Here is a 15,255-nt window from a genome sequence, read left to right as displayed (position 1 = left end):
GTGCTGGGGTGATTAATTTCCCTAGCATGCACCACACCATCATAATTTCTATTAATAATGGTGTCAGAAAAAACATTAATAATGCATGCAGGGGATCAAGATTGTGTGGAGTTAGAGATGATGTGATACAAATTGCGATGTCGAGAATACCATTTTTGGATAAAAGCTGTTTTGGGAATTGGTATTGGGGGGATATACCTTTCTTACTTGAAGTTGCAGCGGTGTTAGCTACGTTTACTCACCCCAATCACATAGTATGGGGATTCACTCACTTTCAACTTCAAGTAGGAGCGCCTTATCAGTTTATTCATGAATAATGACGCTATTTTTCCATGATCATTTGATCAAGTAATTGCATTGTTTGATCAAAATAGGGGTTATAAGTCAGCCGAGCATGGATTTTTCCCTCTTCAATATAGCCATAAGAGGCATACCATACTTCTTCACCAGATAAGCAAGCCTGTTCATGTTCTTCTCTCTGTCCATTACTACAAATACGGTTGCGTCCGTTTTGCCCATATTCCTGATTTTTGGGAGAAAAGAGAGCCCCCATATGCGAACTTTCACTGATTTTTAGTTCGGGCAAGCTCATTGAAAATGAATAAACTCGTTTTTCTTCTGGTGGCGTATCCCCTAGCCAAATAAGCCTCGAATTTGGGTGTACAAACGTTTGTGTAAATATAGAACTGGCATAAGCTTTATCTATCACTCTATCCCCCTCGCTCATCACCATAAAAACAGGTTTGGAATAAATCATCCTGATTTTATAAGAATTTTATTAAAGAGATGCTAAGCCACCCCATAAAGTTTTTCATGTTTATTGTATTACAAGGTGCTGATAAGAATAATGAATTTAAGGCGTTAATAAAGAACGGGACACGAACAACATTGTTTCAAATACTGAACAGATTAATCACTTTGAATGGTTATTTGTACTGTAGGTAGCAGTGCTAGCCAGTGGTGTATTAAGGTAGTTTAAAAAGAGAGGCTAGTTGTTAGGCTTTCGTGGCATAGTTTATCTGAAAATATGCTGACTTCCATAACCCAAACGCTATACTGTGCTGGAAATTCATTATACCCTCCGACTTGAAATTGCAGCGGTGTTGGCTGCATTCGCTCACCCCAATCACATAGTTTATCTATGCTTATGGGGATGAACTCACTTTCTGCCTACCTGCAACTTCAAGTGGTTTGGGTATATATCAATAGCAACAATCAGTTAGGTTTGAGGTCATCATGTTCTTTTATCGCGTTTTTATTTCGCTCATCATCGCCATGGGGCTTAGTGCCTGTTCATTATTGGAAGTAAAACTTGATGGCCCAACACCGTTAACCAAGCAAGAACTGAATACGAGAATTTTGACTAGAGAGTATGCGCAACAGTTTTTCTCTCTGGTTGAACAGTCTGCAGATGACATTGCGGCAACATACGACAGTAATGATCAAGTGAATCAGTCTTACGTATTACTGTGGAAGATTAACGCTGAAGAAGGTATGCAGCGTTCTGCCTATCAGGTTTCGCCTATGGCAGCCCTGATAGATAGCTGGGTATTTACTTATCAAATGGAGCAATTTTTCCAATCACAAGCTGGGGATTCACTGTTTAAAACTGAGCATGCACAAAATGTATCCATTCAGTTGAAAAACAGTATCGATGAACTGGCAAAATCTTTACTCAAAGGTGATGCTTACCGACAAAGCCAAGCGTTTGTTACTCAATTCTCGCAAGCGCATCCTTTTACGGACTTAACCTTTCCACGCACTCCTGCTTATAGAGCGTGGTTAGTAGCAAATAATATCGATGCAGATGAAGTGGTCACTACGTTAGGGTCGATGCCAGAAGCGCTTGGTGATATCTCTGACCGTGTCAGCTTGGCTTCAGATCAAACATTTAAGCTGATGTCGTGGAAAGCAAAACTGCTTGCTCTCAATAGTAATGCGAGCGTTGAAGAGCTGACGATAACATTAGATAGCCTTAGAAAAAGTTCTGATGCTTTTCAAAACTTTATTGAAAATAATCCTGATTACATGCGTAACTTAGCGGAACAAATGGCGATTGAATTACAACCATTAGTGAATGATATTGACACTAAAACAGACGAAAAACTGGCACAACTGAGTGTGCAAAGGCAAGCATTGGATGACATGGTTGCAAGAGAGCGCATTGAGTTGATCAATATGGTCGAACGAGAGCGTAAAGCACTAGCTGTTATTGTATCGGATGAGAGAGAGAAATTCGCTCAAGATCTAGAGGTGATATCGCAAGATATACTGACTTTAGCCATGGATAAGTTGATCGAATTAATCAAAAGTACCATTGTCTATTTTGTGTTATTTATTATCGCTATTTTCTTTGCTCCTCTTGGGCTTGGTTATCATTTTGGTAAACGCTCGGCAAGAGGAAAGGCGTCGCAATAATTCTATCAATGGTTTTAAAATTTAAAGGTTTTTCCATTGCTGTAGTGAATACATGAGAAGTGCCGGAGCTCCGCTCAGCAAGAGTTTGTGTACTTCTCTCCTTAAAGCTTGCGTTTATGCGCATTGCTAACCTTCAGGCATATCTTTAGTGAGCATTAGCCTAGATACTTTGGCCTATTGTCTCATCTTCATAATTTATACCCAAACCATTTGAAGTTGCAGGTAGGCGGCCAGTGAGTTCATCCCCATGAGCATAGATAAGCTATGTGATTGGGGTGAGCGAATGTAGCCAACACCGCTGCAGCTTCAAATAGGAAGGGTATATTCAAACATTATTATATTGCGCTTTGCTTTAGAATTATTTCAATTCATGGCTAAACTATCCTATATAAAACTCATTTTATAAGTTGGCTGTGGGCACTATGAAGAGAAAGGCAAGCGTTGTTGGCAAGGTCGTCATATCGATTGTTGTATTGTTGGTCATCACACTGTTGTGGGCTGTTAAGGGACATGAAAAACAGACGCTGACGAATAATAGAATAATCAAAATTGGGGTGTCTCAAACACCGCTATCTTCACCATTTTTTATTGCTTTTCAGCAAGGTTTTTTTGCTAAACATGGAGTTAATGTTGAGTTGATTCCTTGTATGGGCGGGGTTGCATGTTCTCAAGCATTATTTGAAGGTCAGGTTGATTATGCTACGGCTTCAGAATCTGTAGTCGTGTTTGAACTGTTTAAGCGAGATGATTTTGCATTGTTGACGAGCTTTGTTGAGTCGGACAACGATTTAAAATTATTGACCTTAGAGTCGTTGGCAATAGGCAAGTTAAGTGATCTGAAAGGAAAGCGTGTTGGGATAGTTAAAGCCAGTGCGAGTGAATTTTATTTTGACTCTCTTTTGATCGCCAATGATCTGAAAGATATGCCCGTTGAAAAAGTGTATTTACCAGCTCAAGAGCTTAACTCAGCTCTGTTTGCATTTGAGGTGGATGCCATTTCAGCTTGGGAACCTTACGGTTATAAAACGGAAGTGACTGCGTCATCTGATGTACTCAATTTAGGTTTACTTGGGATCTATCATTTGTCATTTAATTTGCTTTCGATGAAAGAAACCGCTTACAGCTCACATGATGAAATTGTTTCAATTTTACTCGCGTTAAAAGATGCCAATGAATGGATCAGCCTAAATACTGAGCAGTCGATGCTGATTGTTTCTAAGGCTCTTGGCATACGGTTACATCAGCTAAAGTGGTCGTGGGATGATTATGTCTTTCGTTTGTCTTTGGGCAACGCATTATTATCAAATATTCAACTGCAGGCTCGGTGGGCTATTGATGCACGTTTAGTTGCGGGTAATAAGCCCGATTTTAGATCAGTGTTATTTTCTAAACCGCTAGAAGAAGTATTGCATAGTGAGGTATCGATCAAATGATAAGTTCACTTTCTCGAAAGCTGACATTGTTGTTCGCCTCCACTTTCTTCCTTGTGCTACTAATTGTTTTTTCGTTATGGAGTGTATTGACAGAGCAAGAACACACTAAAAAAGAGTTAGAAGATATTATACAAATTCAACAGTGTGTGGATTTATTGCGTAGCCAGTTGTGGATATTTTTGCAGTATTCTGATGACGCGAGCTTGGAGCAAGTGGAGATTGCCCAACAAAATTTGTCAGAGAAATTATCAAACCACCATATGATGGAAAAACACATTACCAATTTACAACGGATGAATACCAGTTTAGCGGTATTGCTACAGCAAGAAAAAACTCTCGCCTCAAATCAAATCTCACAGACAGCATCAAATTCATATATCAATGCGAAAGGGCTTTTGCATTCTCGCTACAACATGTTGGTGCAAAGTATGACTGAAGAATTGTTTTATCTACAAAAATCTGTTTTGATTCGAAGCACTGACAACCAACGTGCCACTGTAGTTGCGAGTGCCTTGAAATTATTGTTTTTTTCAATATTAGTGAGTGGGATAGCTTGGCTTATATTGAAACGTTTCAAAGCTGGGTTTGCCACGATAAAACAAGGTATTTTTGAATTAGCTCAAGGAGACTTGAACAGTAAAATTGTATCGGCAAGCTTAGATGCTGAGTTTGAAGCTTTAGCCGCTTTCTTTAACCGCATGAAAGAGTCATTGAAGATAACGACCATAACCAAAGATGAACTGCAGTTGGAAGTGGAGCGTCAAACCTCTGAGTTGCAAAAACAGAAAGAGCAGTTACTATTTTTATCTGAACATGATCCGTTAACTGGTCTGCGTAACCGCCGAGCGTTTGAAAAATCGCTGGAGAGTGCGATTATCAAAGCGAACAGGACGGGGGTAAAACTTGCTCTTCTTTTCATGGATTTAGATAATTTTAAAGCGATTAACGATAGTAAAGGGCATAGCGCTGGCGACGAAATCTTGAAACAGGTTGCGATTAGGATAGATGCAAGTATTCGTCGCTCGGATTTCTCTGGTAGGCTGGGGGGCGATGAATTTGTGATCTGTTTAGATCTTATCGATGATTATGAGTTTGTTTATCAAAAAGTTAGACAAGTGATCCAAGCAATAGGGCAACCGATCGAGTTTAACGATGAGTTGTTGTGCGTTGGTGTCAGTATTGGCATTAGTTACTTTCCACTACAATCGGAAAATAGCCACAAGTTGATGAAGCTTGCCGACGAAGCGATGTATGAGGCTAAACAGGTGCCGGGAAATACCTATTGTCAGAACCTTGAACATCATAGCGGCGTATTCACTATGGAAGATAAGGTTAGCTAATAAATAGGCCGAAAAATAGAATCGTGATGTTTGCAGGCTCACGTTTATTCTTCTTGCTTGGTTTTTTCTAATATTGCCCAGCGTAATGCGCCATTTTTTTCGAAATCGTTTGCTTCTTTGCATAGCATGTAGACTTCACCCACTTGCAATACCGCACCAATTGAATACGCTTTGTCATTGTAGTAGCAGACTCGCTGCTGCGATTTTCCTGTACCAGTCACTACCAACGGGTTAGATGGTGTTGAGATTACTTTTGCAGTGACGGTCAACGGCGCAATAAGCAATGTAGAAAGAAGATAGCAGCTCCACGAGCAGTTTCTAAGTCCAGATAAACAAGTTCTCAGCATCATCATGTTCCTCGTTTTGTTAGCTTAACCGAATTTGCGTTGGTAGCGAGGTAGCATGCTTTCGTTTCCTAGCAGCCCACCTTGGTGAATATAAATAATAGATTGCTGTGGGTTATCTTGCATCCAAGGCAGCAAGCATTGCCACATTAATGGGTCGTAGAGTAGATCAAACTCAACATGTGTTTGTTCTAGGAGTTGCTGCCAAACGTGGTAGTCAGCGGCATACAATTGCCCAAAGTGATGTTTTTTGTTTGGAGATAATATGATTGGGTGGTCGCTTTCTCCTAAGTCATCAAACTGTTTGGTCAGATAGTCATTACCCCCGACACATGAGCAAGTGAGCACCTCAATACCATGTGGCTTTAAATATTTGTGGAGAAATAACGCGGTTGTTCCAGTACCAGAGGGAAGTGCAACCACAAACGATTGTTTGTTCTCAAATCGTGCCCAATTAAGAATTTCCATCGCGAGCTGTTTAATACCCACTTTAGCGATCGGTGAGCGCCCACCTTCAGGCATCACCAAGCAATGAGAATCAGGCTGCCGCTGCGTGCGAATATATTCTTCAGGGTGGATAGGCACTGGGGAAACGCCACTCACTTCAACGATTTTTGCGCCGAGATCAAGTGCTCCACGGTAATTACCAATCGGTTTTTGCTTGAGCCATGACGGGATGCGGTCGACATAAAACTCAAAGGACCAGCCCTTTATATTGGCCAGCGCAGCCATTGAGTATAATGAATTGGCTTGTACGGACCCATAGCTGATTAACGTCGTTGTGATCTCATCTTTAGTATCTAACAGCGCCATAAATTTTCTGGCCTTATTACCAGAGAAATGGCTGTGCAACTGGTCATCACGTTTTAAATAAAAATGCTTATTAGCAAAAATGTGCTGCGTGATAGGAGTGTCGGATAGTTTCATTATCAGAGCCTACATAAAACAGTGCGGCAGTATATACTTATCTTTCCTTCAGTGCAGCTTCACAGGGTAAGGTCATTATTCGTTTAATGGTTTCTCGCCGGCATGTTCTTCTTGAAAGCAGATACGAGCAATGCATCCGCCTTGCTCATGATTACTGAGGCTAAAAAACCAACCATAACGTTGGCAGAGGTCGCTAACGATCAGTAGCCCCAAACCATGTCCATCCTCGCTCGATTGATCGGACAGCCCCATACCTTGGTCTTGGATAATGAGTTCAGCTTGGCTAAGTGTGATAGTTATTTTACCTTGGCGTGTCGCGGCAATAGCATTTCGTAGTAGATTACCGACAATCATTTCAATGACCGGAGCGGTCGCTTTAATGGAAGGTGAACTGTGAAAAATAAACTCAATATCAATGTTTTTATCACCGGCTTGCATTCTGCTATTGTTAATTGTTGCAATGACTTCATGCTGTAGTAACAGACGATTAGGAGCGCTTGGGGGGTTGCGTTCATAGCGAACCAAGCCAAGTAGAGCGTCGACAATAGTGCTCATTTGTGATGTTGCATCTTCAATTCTAACCAATTGGCGCTTTTGAAACTCGGATACAGGGTTTAATGCAAGTAATGCATTGGCTCCCTTAATGATGGTGAGCGGCGTTCTTAGCTCATGACTAGCGTATCGGCCAAAGGATTGCTCTCGTTTTATTAATAACTGAATGTCACTGCGATATTGGTTCATTTTTTTCGTGAGTAATTCAAATTCGGTTGCAGCCCCGTCAGAAATCGTAAAGGTATGCTGTGCGTTACCTTTATGATTGTTCAATTGATCAATTAAATTATTAATTGGTTCGATTAGGTGGCGTGAGAGGCGGTATAACAACCCGCCAAATATGAGCATCAGCGCCGCAACGCACGACAAAACAATAATGCCAGAGAAAAATAGTTCACCCGTTCGGAATTCTAATTCGTCAATTTTACTTAATAGAATTAACGGTTTTTTTTCACCTTCATGGTAATACGAACCGAATAGAACCATGCGTGAGCTTTCTCCTTCTCCTATTTCTCCTAAAAAAGTGTCATGATCAATGTATTTCTGTTTGTAGTAGCTAGGAACCAATTCCAGATCATTATAGGCATCAGTTAAGATATCAATTTTTACATATCCAGACTCGCCGTGATTAAAACGATAGATTGCCTCTTCTTTGTCTATCAGGATGCGGCGCTCGCCAACACGGTCTTCTGACCAATGTAATGTGGTATAAAAAATTGCATAAATCACAAAGCCTAAGACCAAGGATAAGCCTGTGAAAAACAGAGCTAAACGGCCTGTCAGTGTCCGCGTATTATTGATTATAGAACGGCGCATTACGCTTCCTCTAACCGAAACCCAACCTTAGGTACAGTAATCAACATAGGTTGAGGAAAGGGTTTATCTAGTTGATTTCTAAGTTGGTAAATATGGCTTCGTAATACATCATTTTCAGGTTCGCATTCCGGCCATAATTGTCGAGCTATCTCTTCTCGTGATACCACATTAGGTGCTCGTGAACAGAGCATTTCCAAAATGGTATAAGTGGTTGGGTTGAGCGCTAAGGCTTTTCCCTCCCGAAGTGCTCGGCGCGTGTGTTGGTCGATAGAGAGCGAGCCATAACAGAGCATGCTATTGGCGACATTTCCTCGGTAGCGGTTGGTTAATGCGCGCATTCTTGCTTCTAAAATAGCGAGGTCAAAAGGCTTGGTTAGATAATCATCAGCACCATACTTAAATCCTTCGAGCATATCCTCACGGCTGTCTAATGCAGTTAACATCAAAATAGGCGTGATATTGCCCATTTCACGTAACTTTTCACAAATCGTCAGGCCATTCATACGTGGCAGCATCAAGTCTAAAATAATGATGTCAAATGATTGGCTTGTCGCCAAGGTTAGTCCTAGCTCACCGTTATCGGCATAATCGAGTTCCATGCCGAGGCTTTCGAAATAATCAAACAAAATGCCTGCGACTTCGCGGTTATCTTCAATAAGGAGTATTTTTTTCATGACGCTACCTTCTTTTTCTTACTTACCTATAGTGCATCGTGAACCACGAAATGAAAAGGAGTGATTGGTGAGGTGAGCTTTGTCTTTTAAGTTGATTTTCGTTGTCAAATCTCAGCAGAAAAACCGCGTTATGAGACATAAAAAAAAGCCCAGAGCAAAAGGCACTGGGCGGATACAAATAAACATAGGAGTTAAATAAGAAAAAGCAGTGGCGTAGTTATCAGTAAGAAGAAAAATTCGACGGCCTGTAAAACTCTTGATGCTCTGTTAACTACACCTATTCAGACTAAGCTTTTCTCAATGAGTTCACTTTTTTATTAAAAATTTTCCATCGATTTTTTAAATTAAATAAATTCAATCAGTTGTCTAAGTTCCCCACAATTCTGGTCAGACCATCTTTCAAAAGTGTGATGTTAATTGCTTGTTAATTAAATGTGGCAATAGTATATTTCAAACACGTGTTTGATACGAGTGATTGAAATGGCATCAAGAAGTAGCACCAAAGATAAAATCCTAGATGTAGCCGAAGGATTGTTTGCTGAGCATGGCTTCAACGATACTTCGTTAAGAGCTATTACCAGTAAAGCTGGCGTGAACTTGGCCTCTGTTAATTATCACTTTGGTGACAAAAAAACATTAGTTCGTGCGGTACTGAATCGTTATTTAGAGGCTTTCATGCCTGCCGTTAACGAAGCCTTAATGACATTGAATACCCAAGAACAATACAGCATGGCCGATGTTTTTGAATCTTTACGTGCCCCACTTAGGTACTTAAATGATTTAAGGCCTAATGGTACGAGTCGTTTTATGTTGTTGATAGGAAGAGGTTATACCGATGTGCAAGGTCATTTACGTTGGTTTATCACCACTCGTTATAGTGAGGTGTTGTCACTTTTCACACAGTCAGTGTTGAAAGCCAACCCAAGTTTAACGCCTGAAACACTTTTCTGGCGCTTGCATTTCACGTTAGGTACTTGTGTTTTTACTATGGCTTCAAGCCAAGCCTTGGCCGATATTGCCGAGAATGATTTTGGCACACAAGTGGATGTAAAAACCGTAGTTGACATGATAATTCCCTATTTGGCTGCCGGTGTGGCTGCTGAGTAACTACCCAACTATTTATTATAATAAAGCAGTAAAAATCCAAGTGAACAAAAGGATCTGAACTATGAGCTCTCTACGAAGAAAATGGATAAGCGACCCAGCTTTTAAACTGTTTAAACAGGTATTGCCACCGTTATCTGATACGGAAAAAGAAGCGATGGAAGCCGGGAGTGTTTGGTGGGATGGGGAGCTATTTTCTGGCAAGCCAGATTTCAAAAAGCTGCATCATTACCCTAAACCAACGTTATCAAGTGAAGAGCAATCTTTCATTGATAACGAGTTAGAAACCCTGCTATCAATGCTAGATGATCACAAGATCGTAAAAGAAGATCGTGATTTACCTAAAGAGGTATGGGAATTCTTACGTAAGGAGCGTTTCTTTTCTCTTATCATTTCTAAAGCTTATGGTGGCCGAGAATTTTCAGCATTAGCGAACTCTACAATTGTGTCACGTATTGCGACTCGTAGTATCAGTACCGCTGTTACCGTTATGGTACCAAACTCGCTTGGGCCTGGTGAACTGCTTTCTCACTACGGTACAGAAGAGCAAAAAGATTATTGGTTACCGCGTCTTGCTGATGGTACCGATATCCCTTGTTTTGCTTTGACAGGCCCTGAAGCGGGCTCTGATGCTGGTGGTATTCCTGATCAAGGCGTGGTTTGCTATGGTAAGCATGAAGGTAAAGAAGTGCTTGGTATCAAGCTGAGCTGGAACAAGCGTTATATAACGCTCGCTCCGGTGGCAACCGTATTAGGTCTGGCATTTAAGCTGAGTGATCCTGACAAGTTATTGGGTGACAAAGAAGATATTGGCATTACCTGTGCTCTCATTCCTGCTAATCATAAAGGGGTTGAAATTGGCGAACGTCATGACCCACTTGGCCTTGCTTTTATGAATGGCCCGACTCGTGGACAAGATGTTTTCATACCAATGGATTGGCTGATTGGCGGTGCGGATTATGCAGGTAAAGGTTGGCGAATGTTGGTTGAATGCTTATCTGCTGGGCGTGGTATTTCTCTACCTGCATTGGGAACGGCAATTGGTCATCTGACTTCTCGCACAACGGGTGCTTACGCTTATGTTCGTAAACAGTTCGGAATGTCGATAGGTAAATTTGAAGGTGTTGCTGAAGCATTAGGACGTATTGGTGGGCTAACTTATTTATTGGAAGCGACGCGCACGTTGACAACGACCTCACTAGACCTTAAAGAAAAGCCGGGTATTGTGACCGCGATTGCTAAATATCACATGACGGAAATTGCCCGTACGATCTTAAATGATTCGATGGATATTCATTCTGGGCGTGCGATTCAAGATGGTCCAATGAATTATTTAGGTACGCATTATCTAGGTATTCCCGTTGCGATTACGGTGGAAGGGGCGAATATTCTGACTCGTAACTTAATGATTTTTGGTCAAGGCGCAACGCGTTGCCACCCTTATGTACTGAAGGAAATGGAAGCGGCGGCCAACCCAGATGTTAAGCAAGGCGCTAAAGATTTCGACAAGCTGCTGTTTAAACATATCGCTCATGCTACCAAGAACACGTTCGGTGCTGTGGGCGCTGCGTTGACAGGTTCACGTTTTATTAAAGCAGATATGAGTGGACCAACTAAAACTTATTATCAGCAGTTAACCCGTATGAGTCGTGCTCTAGCGGTGAGTGCAGATTTTGCCATGTTGACTCTAGGTGGTGAGCTTAAACGTAAAGAAATGATTTCCGCGCGCTTGGGCGATGGTCTAAGTTACCTGTACATGGCATCAGCGACGCTGAAAAAATACGAAGATGAAGGACGTCAACAGGCTGACCTCGATTACGTGCACTACGCTGTTCAACACTGTTTGCATCATGCGGCTCAGTCATTGCAAGAAGCCTATACAAACTTTCCGACTAAAGTTGTTGGACGTTTATTAAAAATATTGGTATTCCCATTGGGGAATCATTTTGCAAAACCGAGCGATGAATTGTCAATTAAATTAGCAGAAAGCCTAATGACACCAGGTGCTCACCGTGATCGTCTTACACATCTCTGCTACATCGGAGAAGAAGAAAATGACAGTGTCGGATTAATGGAACAAGCTTTTTTAGCTATGTACGGTATTAATAGCCTTGAGCGTAAGCTGTTCCGCGCTGCCAAAGAGGGTAAAGTTGCCCGCAAAGGCGTACTGGCTGATAGGCTTGCTCAGGCTTTACAAGCCAACGTTCTGACTCAAACTGAAGTTGAGCAAATTTTAGAAGCTGATAAATTGCGTTATAAGGCAATACAAGTTGACCATTTTAGTCATGATTTTAGCGAGGTAATGACCAATAAGCCGGGAAAGCCAAAGCTAAATAACGTCGCGTAGCGAGTAAAAAGAACGCTGATTAATTAAGGCACCTATCAAGGGTGCCTTTGTTTTTTGGGAAGCAGTGATCCAACCACTTGCAATTTCTGCTTATTTTGAAAGAAATAAGGTGAGATTTGTGGGCGAAACTTTTATCCTAGCTGAGATTTTTGAAGGAAGTTGAATATGATCATCAAACCTAAAATTCGCGGATTTATCTGTACGACAACGCACCCAGTGGGTTGTGAAGCTAATGTAAAAGAACAAATTGCTTACACTAAAGCGCAAGGTCCAATTAAAAATGCACCTAAGCGTGTACTTGTTGTGGGCTCATCAAGTGGTTATGGCCTGTCTTCTCGTATTGCAGCAGCCTTTGGTGGTAATGCTGCGACTATCGGGGTTTTCTTTGAAAAACCAGCGACAGAGAAGAAACCAGGAACTGCCGGTTTCTACAATGCGGCTGCGTTTGACAAACTTGCTCATGAAGCGGGTTTATATGCGAAAAGCCTAAATGGTGATGCATTTTCTAACGAAGCTAAAGAAAAGACGATTGAACTGATTAAACAAGACCTAGGTCAAGTTGATATGGTGGTTTATTCGTTAGCTTCTCCAGTGCGTAAGTTACCAGAGACTGGCGAATTGGTTCGTTCATCGCTAAAGCCTATTGGTCAAACTTACACATCAACGGCGGTTGATACCAATAAAGACACTATTATTGAAGCCAGTGTTGAACCTGCGACTGAGCAGGAGATTGAAGACACAATCACAGTAATGGGTGGTCAGGATTGGGAGTTATGGATTAAGGCTCTATCTGATGCAGGTGTGCTTGCGCAAGGTTGTAAGACCGTAGCGTATAGCTACATTGGTACAGAATTGACATGGCCGATCTATTGGGATGGCGCACTTGGTAAAGCCAAGATGGATCTAGACCGTGCAGCCGCTGAACTCAATGAGAAACTATCGGCAATTGGTGGTACGGCAAATGTTGCTGTTCTTAAATCGGTTGTGACTCAAGCGAGTTCGGCGATTCCTGTTATGCCTTTATATATCGCCATGGTGTTCAAGAAGATGCGAGAGCAGGGCGTACATGAAGGTTGTATGGAACAAATCTACCGCATGTTCAGTCAACGTCTTTATAAAGAAGACGGCAGTGCCGCAGAAGTTGATGAGGAAAATCGTCTGCGCCTAGATGACTGGGAATTGCGTGAGGATATCCAACAACATTGTCGTGAATTGTGGCCGCAAATCACCACTGAAAACCTAAAAGAACTGACGGATTACGTTGAGTATAAAGAAGAGTTCTTGAAACTGTTTGGTTTTGGTGTGGAAGGTGTTGATTACGAAGCCGATGTTGAGACAGCAGTTAAATTTGATGTGATTGATATCTAATCATATTTATTTAATCGTACGTCAAATGCAAAGAGGCACTCAGAAACGAGTGCCTCTTTTAGTTTTGCAACCCTAACCCCTCTTCTTTGGAAAGAGGTATTATCTAGCTGAGCAGAATTAAGATCGTACCGGTTAACGTCATCAATATATTGGCTATCGCATAGGTGCCAGCATAGCCCAAAGCTGGAATGGTCGACTTGGCATAGTCATTGACAATATCCATCGCTGGAGCACACGTACGCGCACCGATGATCGCGCCAAACAGCAGAGCACGGTTCATTTTTAAAATATGAGCACCCACTAAGTAAGCAAAAACCACTGGTACTACACTGACTAAGAAAGCTAAGCCAATCACCTGAATACCAACGTCAGCGAGGTGCTCGAACATTTTTCCACCTGCGCTTAATCCGATACCGACCATGAAGAACATCAAGCCGAGATCTTTGACCATATTCAGTGCACCTTGAGGAACATAGCCAAAGGTTGGGTGATTAGCCCTTAAAAAACCGAGCATAATACCTGAAAGTAATAGCCCTACGGCATTACCAAGACCGAATGAAACCTGACCAAAAGTCATGGTAATTAAGCCAAATAAAATACCAATAATAAAGAAGCTACAAAACGCTAATAAATCAGCCATTTGACTGTGAATCGAAATGAAACCAATTTTGTCTGCTAACCCTTGTACGCGGCTTTTTTCGCCACTGACCTGTAACACATCCCCTTTAGCGAGTACGATGTCTAAGTCCATTGGCATCTCAATCTGAGCGCGAATTACTCGGTTAAGAAAACAACCGTATTCCGATAAATTCAGGTCCGATAGGCGTTTTCCCGCAATACTGTCACTTTTAACGACGATCTCTTCTTCAGAGATACGCAGGTCAAGCAGGTTGCGGTCAAAAACCTCTTTGCCATTTCGAAAACTTGGGTCCAGTCGAGCATGGCTGTCAGGGAAACCCACCAGCGCTATCTCATCACCTTCTTGCAATATGGCGTCACCATCAGGGTGGGCGAGGATACCATTACGGCGAATACGTTCAATATAGCAGCCAGTTTGGCGATAAACACCAAGTTCACGCAGGTTACGGCCATCAACCCAGTTAATCAGTTCTTGTCCAACACGGTAGGCACGAATAATCGGTAGATAGACCTTACGTTGGCCACTGCCGCCTAAGCCACGTTCTTGGGCAATTTGCTGAGCAGAGTCAGATAAATTTTGTTTCTGTAATTTAGGCAATAGCTTGGCAAACATAATCATGCTGATAAGGCCAATCAGATAAGCCATCGCATAACCCACAGAGACATTATCTAAAATAAGAGAGAGATCCATCGACCTTGGCACAGTTGCTAGCCCTGAATTTAGAGCATCTTGCGCACCGACTAGGACTGGTGTTGAGGTTAATGCACCAGCCATCATACCAGCCGCTAGGCCAAAATCGAGATTGAGATAGTAGCTACCAAAATAGGTAATCCAAGTTGCGGTGACCAAAACCACCAAACTTAAAATAAGATAGTGCTTCCCATCTCGAAAGAAAATGCCAAAGAAGTTTGGGCCAGCTTCAATACCGACACAATAAATAAACAGCATAAAACCAATGGTCAATGCTTCGGCATTAAATGAGAAACCAAGGTGTCCCATAATTAACGATGTGATCAATACACCGATGGAATTACCCAGTTGCAAGCTACCAAAACGAATTTTGCCAAATGCTAGGCCAATCGCTAAGACAACAAAAATAAGAAGAATGGGGTTCTGTTCAAGCAAAAGTACGACGTCGATATTCACGGCTCAACTCATTATGTGTGCCAAGAGGTAGGTTAAGTGTGGGAATTGTATCTTAATATTGCAAAAAGATAAGTGATATTTTTGATATTTGACAATTCATTGACCCGATCAAATAAGAGCAGGATTTATTTATACCAAATAGCAAA

13 protein-coding genes are annotated in these 15,255 nt (G+C 41.7%); 7 read left to right on the top strand and 6 right to left on the bottom strand.

Going from position 1 to position 15,255, the window contains the following annotated elements; genetic code table 11:
• The coding region (locus HGG78_RS18875; RefSeq protein WP_216835639.1) for a hypothetical protein at positions 1–317 on the top strand (317 nt) is incomplete at its 5' end.
• A gap of 5 nt (positions 318–322) precedes the next feature.
• Here the strand turns inward: HGG78_RS18875 and HGG78_RS15890 are convergent.
• On the bottom strand, positions 323–757 hold the full coding sequence (locus tag HGG78_RS15890) for a hypothetical protein (RefSeq protein WP_172533485.1): 435 nt from the start codon (positions 755–757) through the stop codon (positions 323–325).
• Between the two features lie 479 nt (positions 758–1,236).
• On the opposite strand from HGG78_RS15890, the gene HGG78_RS15885 reads away from it, so the two are divergent.
• From HGG78_RS15885 to HGG78_RS15875, 3 genes are all read left to right on the top strand, one after another.
• Entirely contained in the window at positions 1,237–2,418 is a 1,182-nt protein-coding gene (locus HGG78_RS15885) for a chemotaxis protein (protein ID WP_172533484.1), read from the top strand.
• Positions 2,419–2,840: 422 nt separating this feature from the next.
• On the top strand, positions 2,841–3,851 hold the full coding sequence (locus tag HGG78_RS15880; RefSeq protein ID WP_422108893.1) for an ABC transporter substrate-binding protein: 1,011 nt from the start codon (positions 2,841–2,843) through the stop codon (positions 3,849–3,851).
• Positions 3,848–5,191 carry a diguanylate cyclase domain-containing protein gene (locus tag HGG78_RS15875; RefSeq protein WP_172533482.1) on the top strand — a complete coding sequence of 448 codons (1,344 nt, stop codon included), beginning with the start codon at positions 3,848–3,850 and terminating at the stop codon, positions 5,189–5,191. The genes HGG78_RS15880 and HGG78_RS15875 overlap by 4 nt, the downstream gene beginning before the upstream one ends.
• A 44-nt stretch (positions 5,192–5,235) precedes the next feature.
• Here HGG78_RS15875 and HGG78_RS15870 read toward each other — a convergent pair whose 3' ends face one another.
• The 4 genes from HGG78_RS15870 to HGG78_RS15855 all read right to left on the bottom strand — a co-directional run bounded on the left by HGG78_RS15870 (position 5,236) and on the right by HGG78_RS15855 (position 8,504).
• A complete protein-coding gene (locus HGG78_RS15870; protein WP_422108892.1) occupies positions 5,236–5,544 on the bottom strand; it encodes a DUF1496 domain-containing protein in 309 nt (102 codons plus the stop codon).
• An 18-nt stretch (positions 5,545–5,562) separates the two neighbouring features.
• Positions 5,563–6,462 carry a 1-aminocyclopropane-1-carboxylate deaminase/D-cysteine desulfhydrase gene (locus HGG78_RS15865; protein WP_172533481.1) on the bottom strand — a complete coding sequence of 300 codons (900 nt, stop codon included), beginning with the start codon at positions 6,460–6,462 and terminating at the stop codon, positions 5,563–5,565.
• Positions 6,463–6,537: 75 nt separating this feature from the next.
• The gene (locus tag HGG78_RS15860; RefSeq protein ID WP_172533480.1) at positions 6,538–7,830 is read right to left on the bottom strand and encodes a sensor histidine kinase; all 1,293 of its coding nucleotides are present in this window, start codon (positions 7,828–7,830) and stop codon (positions 6,538–6,540) included.
• Positions 7,830–8,504 (bottom strand): response regulator transcription factor, encoded by a 675-nt coding sequence (locus tag HGG78_RS15855; RefSeq protein WP_053310025.1) that lies wholly within the window; start codon positions 8,502–8,504, stop codon positions 7,830–7,832. Before HGG78_RS15855 ends, HGG78_RS15860 begins: the two co-directional genes overlap by 1 nt.
• 480 nt (positions 8,505–8,984) lie before the next feature.
• Between HGG78_RS15855 and psrA the strand changes: the two genes are divergently transcribed.
• The 3 genes from psrA (at position 8,985) to fabV (ending at position 13,323) form a co-directional block, all read left to right on the top strand.
• Entirely contained in the window at positions 8,985–9,611 is a 627-nt protein-coding gene (psrA, locus tag HGG78_RS15850) for a TetR family transcriptional repressor PsrA (RefSeq protein WP_172533479.1), read from the top strand.
• Positions 9,612–9,672: 61 nt separating this feature from the next.
• Positions 9,673–11,955: an acyl-CoA dehydrogenase gene (locus HGG78_RS15845; RefSeq protein WP_172533478.1), complete on the top strand. Its 2,283-nt coding sequence runs from the start codon at positions 9,673–9,675 to the stop codon at positions 11,953–11,955.
• Positions 11,956–12,120: 165 nt separating this feature from the next.
• Positions 12,121–13,323, top strand: coding sequence for an enoyl-ACP reductase FabV (gene fabV / locus HGG78_RS15840; RefSeq protein ID WP_172533477.1), 1,203 nt, complete (start codon positions 12,121–12,123; stop codon positions 13,321–13,323).
• A gap of 103 nt (positions 13,324–13,426) precedes the next feature.
• Here the strand turns inward: fabV and HGG78_RS15835 are convergent, their stop codons facing one another.
• Positions 13,427–15,109: an aspartate:alanine antiporter gene (locus tag HGG78_RS15835; protein WP_172533476.1), complete on the bottom strand. Its 1,683-nt coding sequence runs from the start codon at positions 15,107–15,109 to the stop codon at positions 13,427–13,429.
• Positions 15,110–15,255 lie beyond the last annotated feature (146 nt).

It is taken from the genome of Vibrio aestuarianus (assembly GCF_012395185.1).
Classification (GTDB): domain Bacteria; phylum Pseudomonadota; class Gammaproteobacteria; order Enterobacterales; family Vibrionaceae; genus Vibrio; species Vibrio aestuarianus.
This window is presented reverse-complemented; position numbering and strand designations above follow the sequence as displayed.

What these genes read in the sequence shown, in the direction of transcription:
- HGG78_RS15890 (WP_172533485.1), bottom strand. Translation starts at nt 757, where the DNA reads ATGATTTATTCCAAACCTGTTTTTATGGTGATGAGCGAGGGGGATAGA.
- HGG78_RS15885 (WP_172533484.1), top strand. Translation starts at nt 1,237, where the DNA reads ATGTTCTTTTATCGCGTTTTTATTTCGCTCATCATCGCCATGGGGCTT.
- HGG78_RS15880 (WP_422108893.1), top strand. Translation starts at nt 2,841, where the DNA reads ATGAAGAGAAAGGCAAGCGTTGTTGGCAAGGTCGTCATATCGATTGTT.
- HGG78_RS15875 (WP_172533482.1), top strand. Translation starts at nt 3,848, where the DNA reads ATGATAAGTTCACTTTCTCGAAAGCTGACATTGTTGTTCGCCTCCACT.
- HGG78_RS15870 (WP_422108892.1), bottom strand. Translation starts at nt 5,544, where the DNA reads ATGATGATGCTGAGAACTTGTTTATCTGGACTTAGAAACTGCTCGTGG.
- HGG78_RS15865 (WP_172533481.1), bottom strand. Translation starts at nt 6,462, where the DNA reads ATGAAACTATCCGACACTCCTATCACGCAGCACATTTTTGCTAATAAG.
- HGG78_RS15860 (WP_172533480.1), bottom strand. Translation starts at nt 7,830, where the DNA reads ATGCGCCGTTCTATAATCAATAATACGCGGACACTGACAGGCCGTTTA.
- HGG78_RS15855 (WP_053310025.1), bottom strand. Translation starts at nt 8,504, where the DNA reads ATGAAAAAAATACTCCTTATTGAAGATAACCGCGAAGTCGCAGGCATT.
- psrA (WP_172533479.1), top strand. Translation starts at nt 8,985, where the DNA reads ATGGCATCAAGAAGTAGCACCAAAGATAAAATCCTAGATGTAGCCGAA.
- HGG78_RS15845 (WP_172533478.1), top strand. Translation starts at nt 9,673, where the DNA reads ATGAGCTCTCTACGAAGAAAATGGATAAGCGACCCAGCTTTTAAACTG.
- fabV (WP_172533477.1), top strand. Translation starts at nt 12,121, where the DNA reads ATGATCATCAAACCTAAAATTCGCGGATTTATCTGTACGACAACGCAC.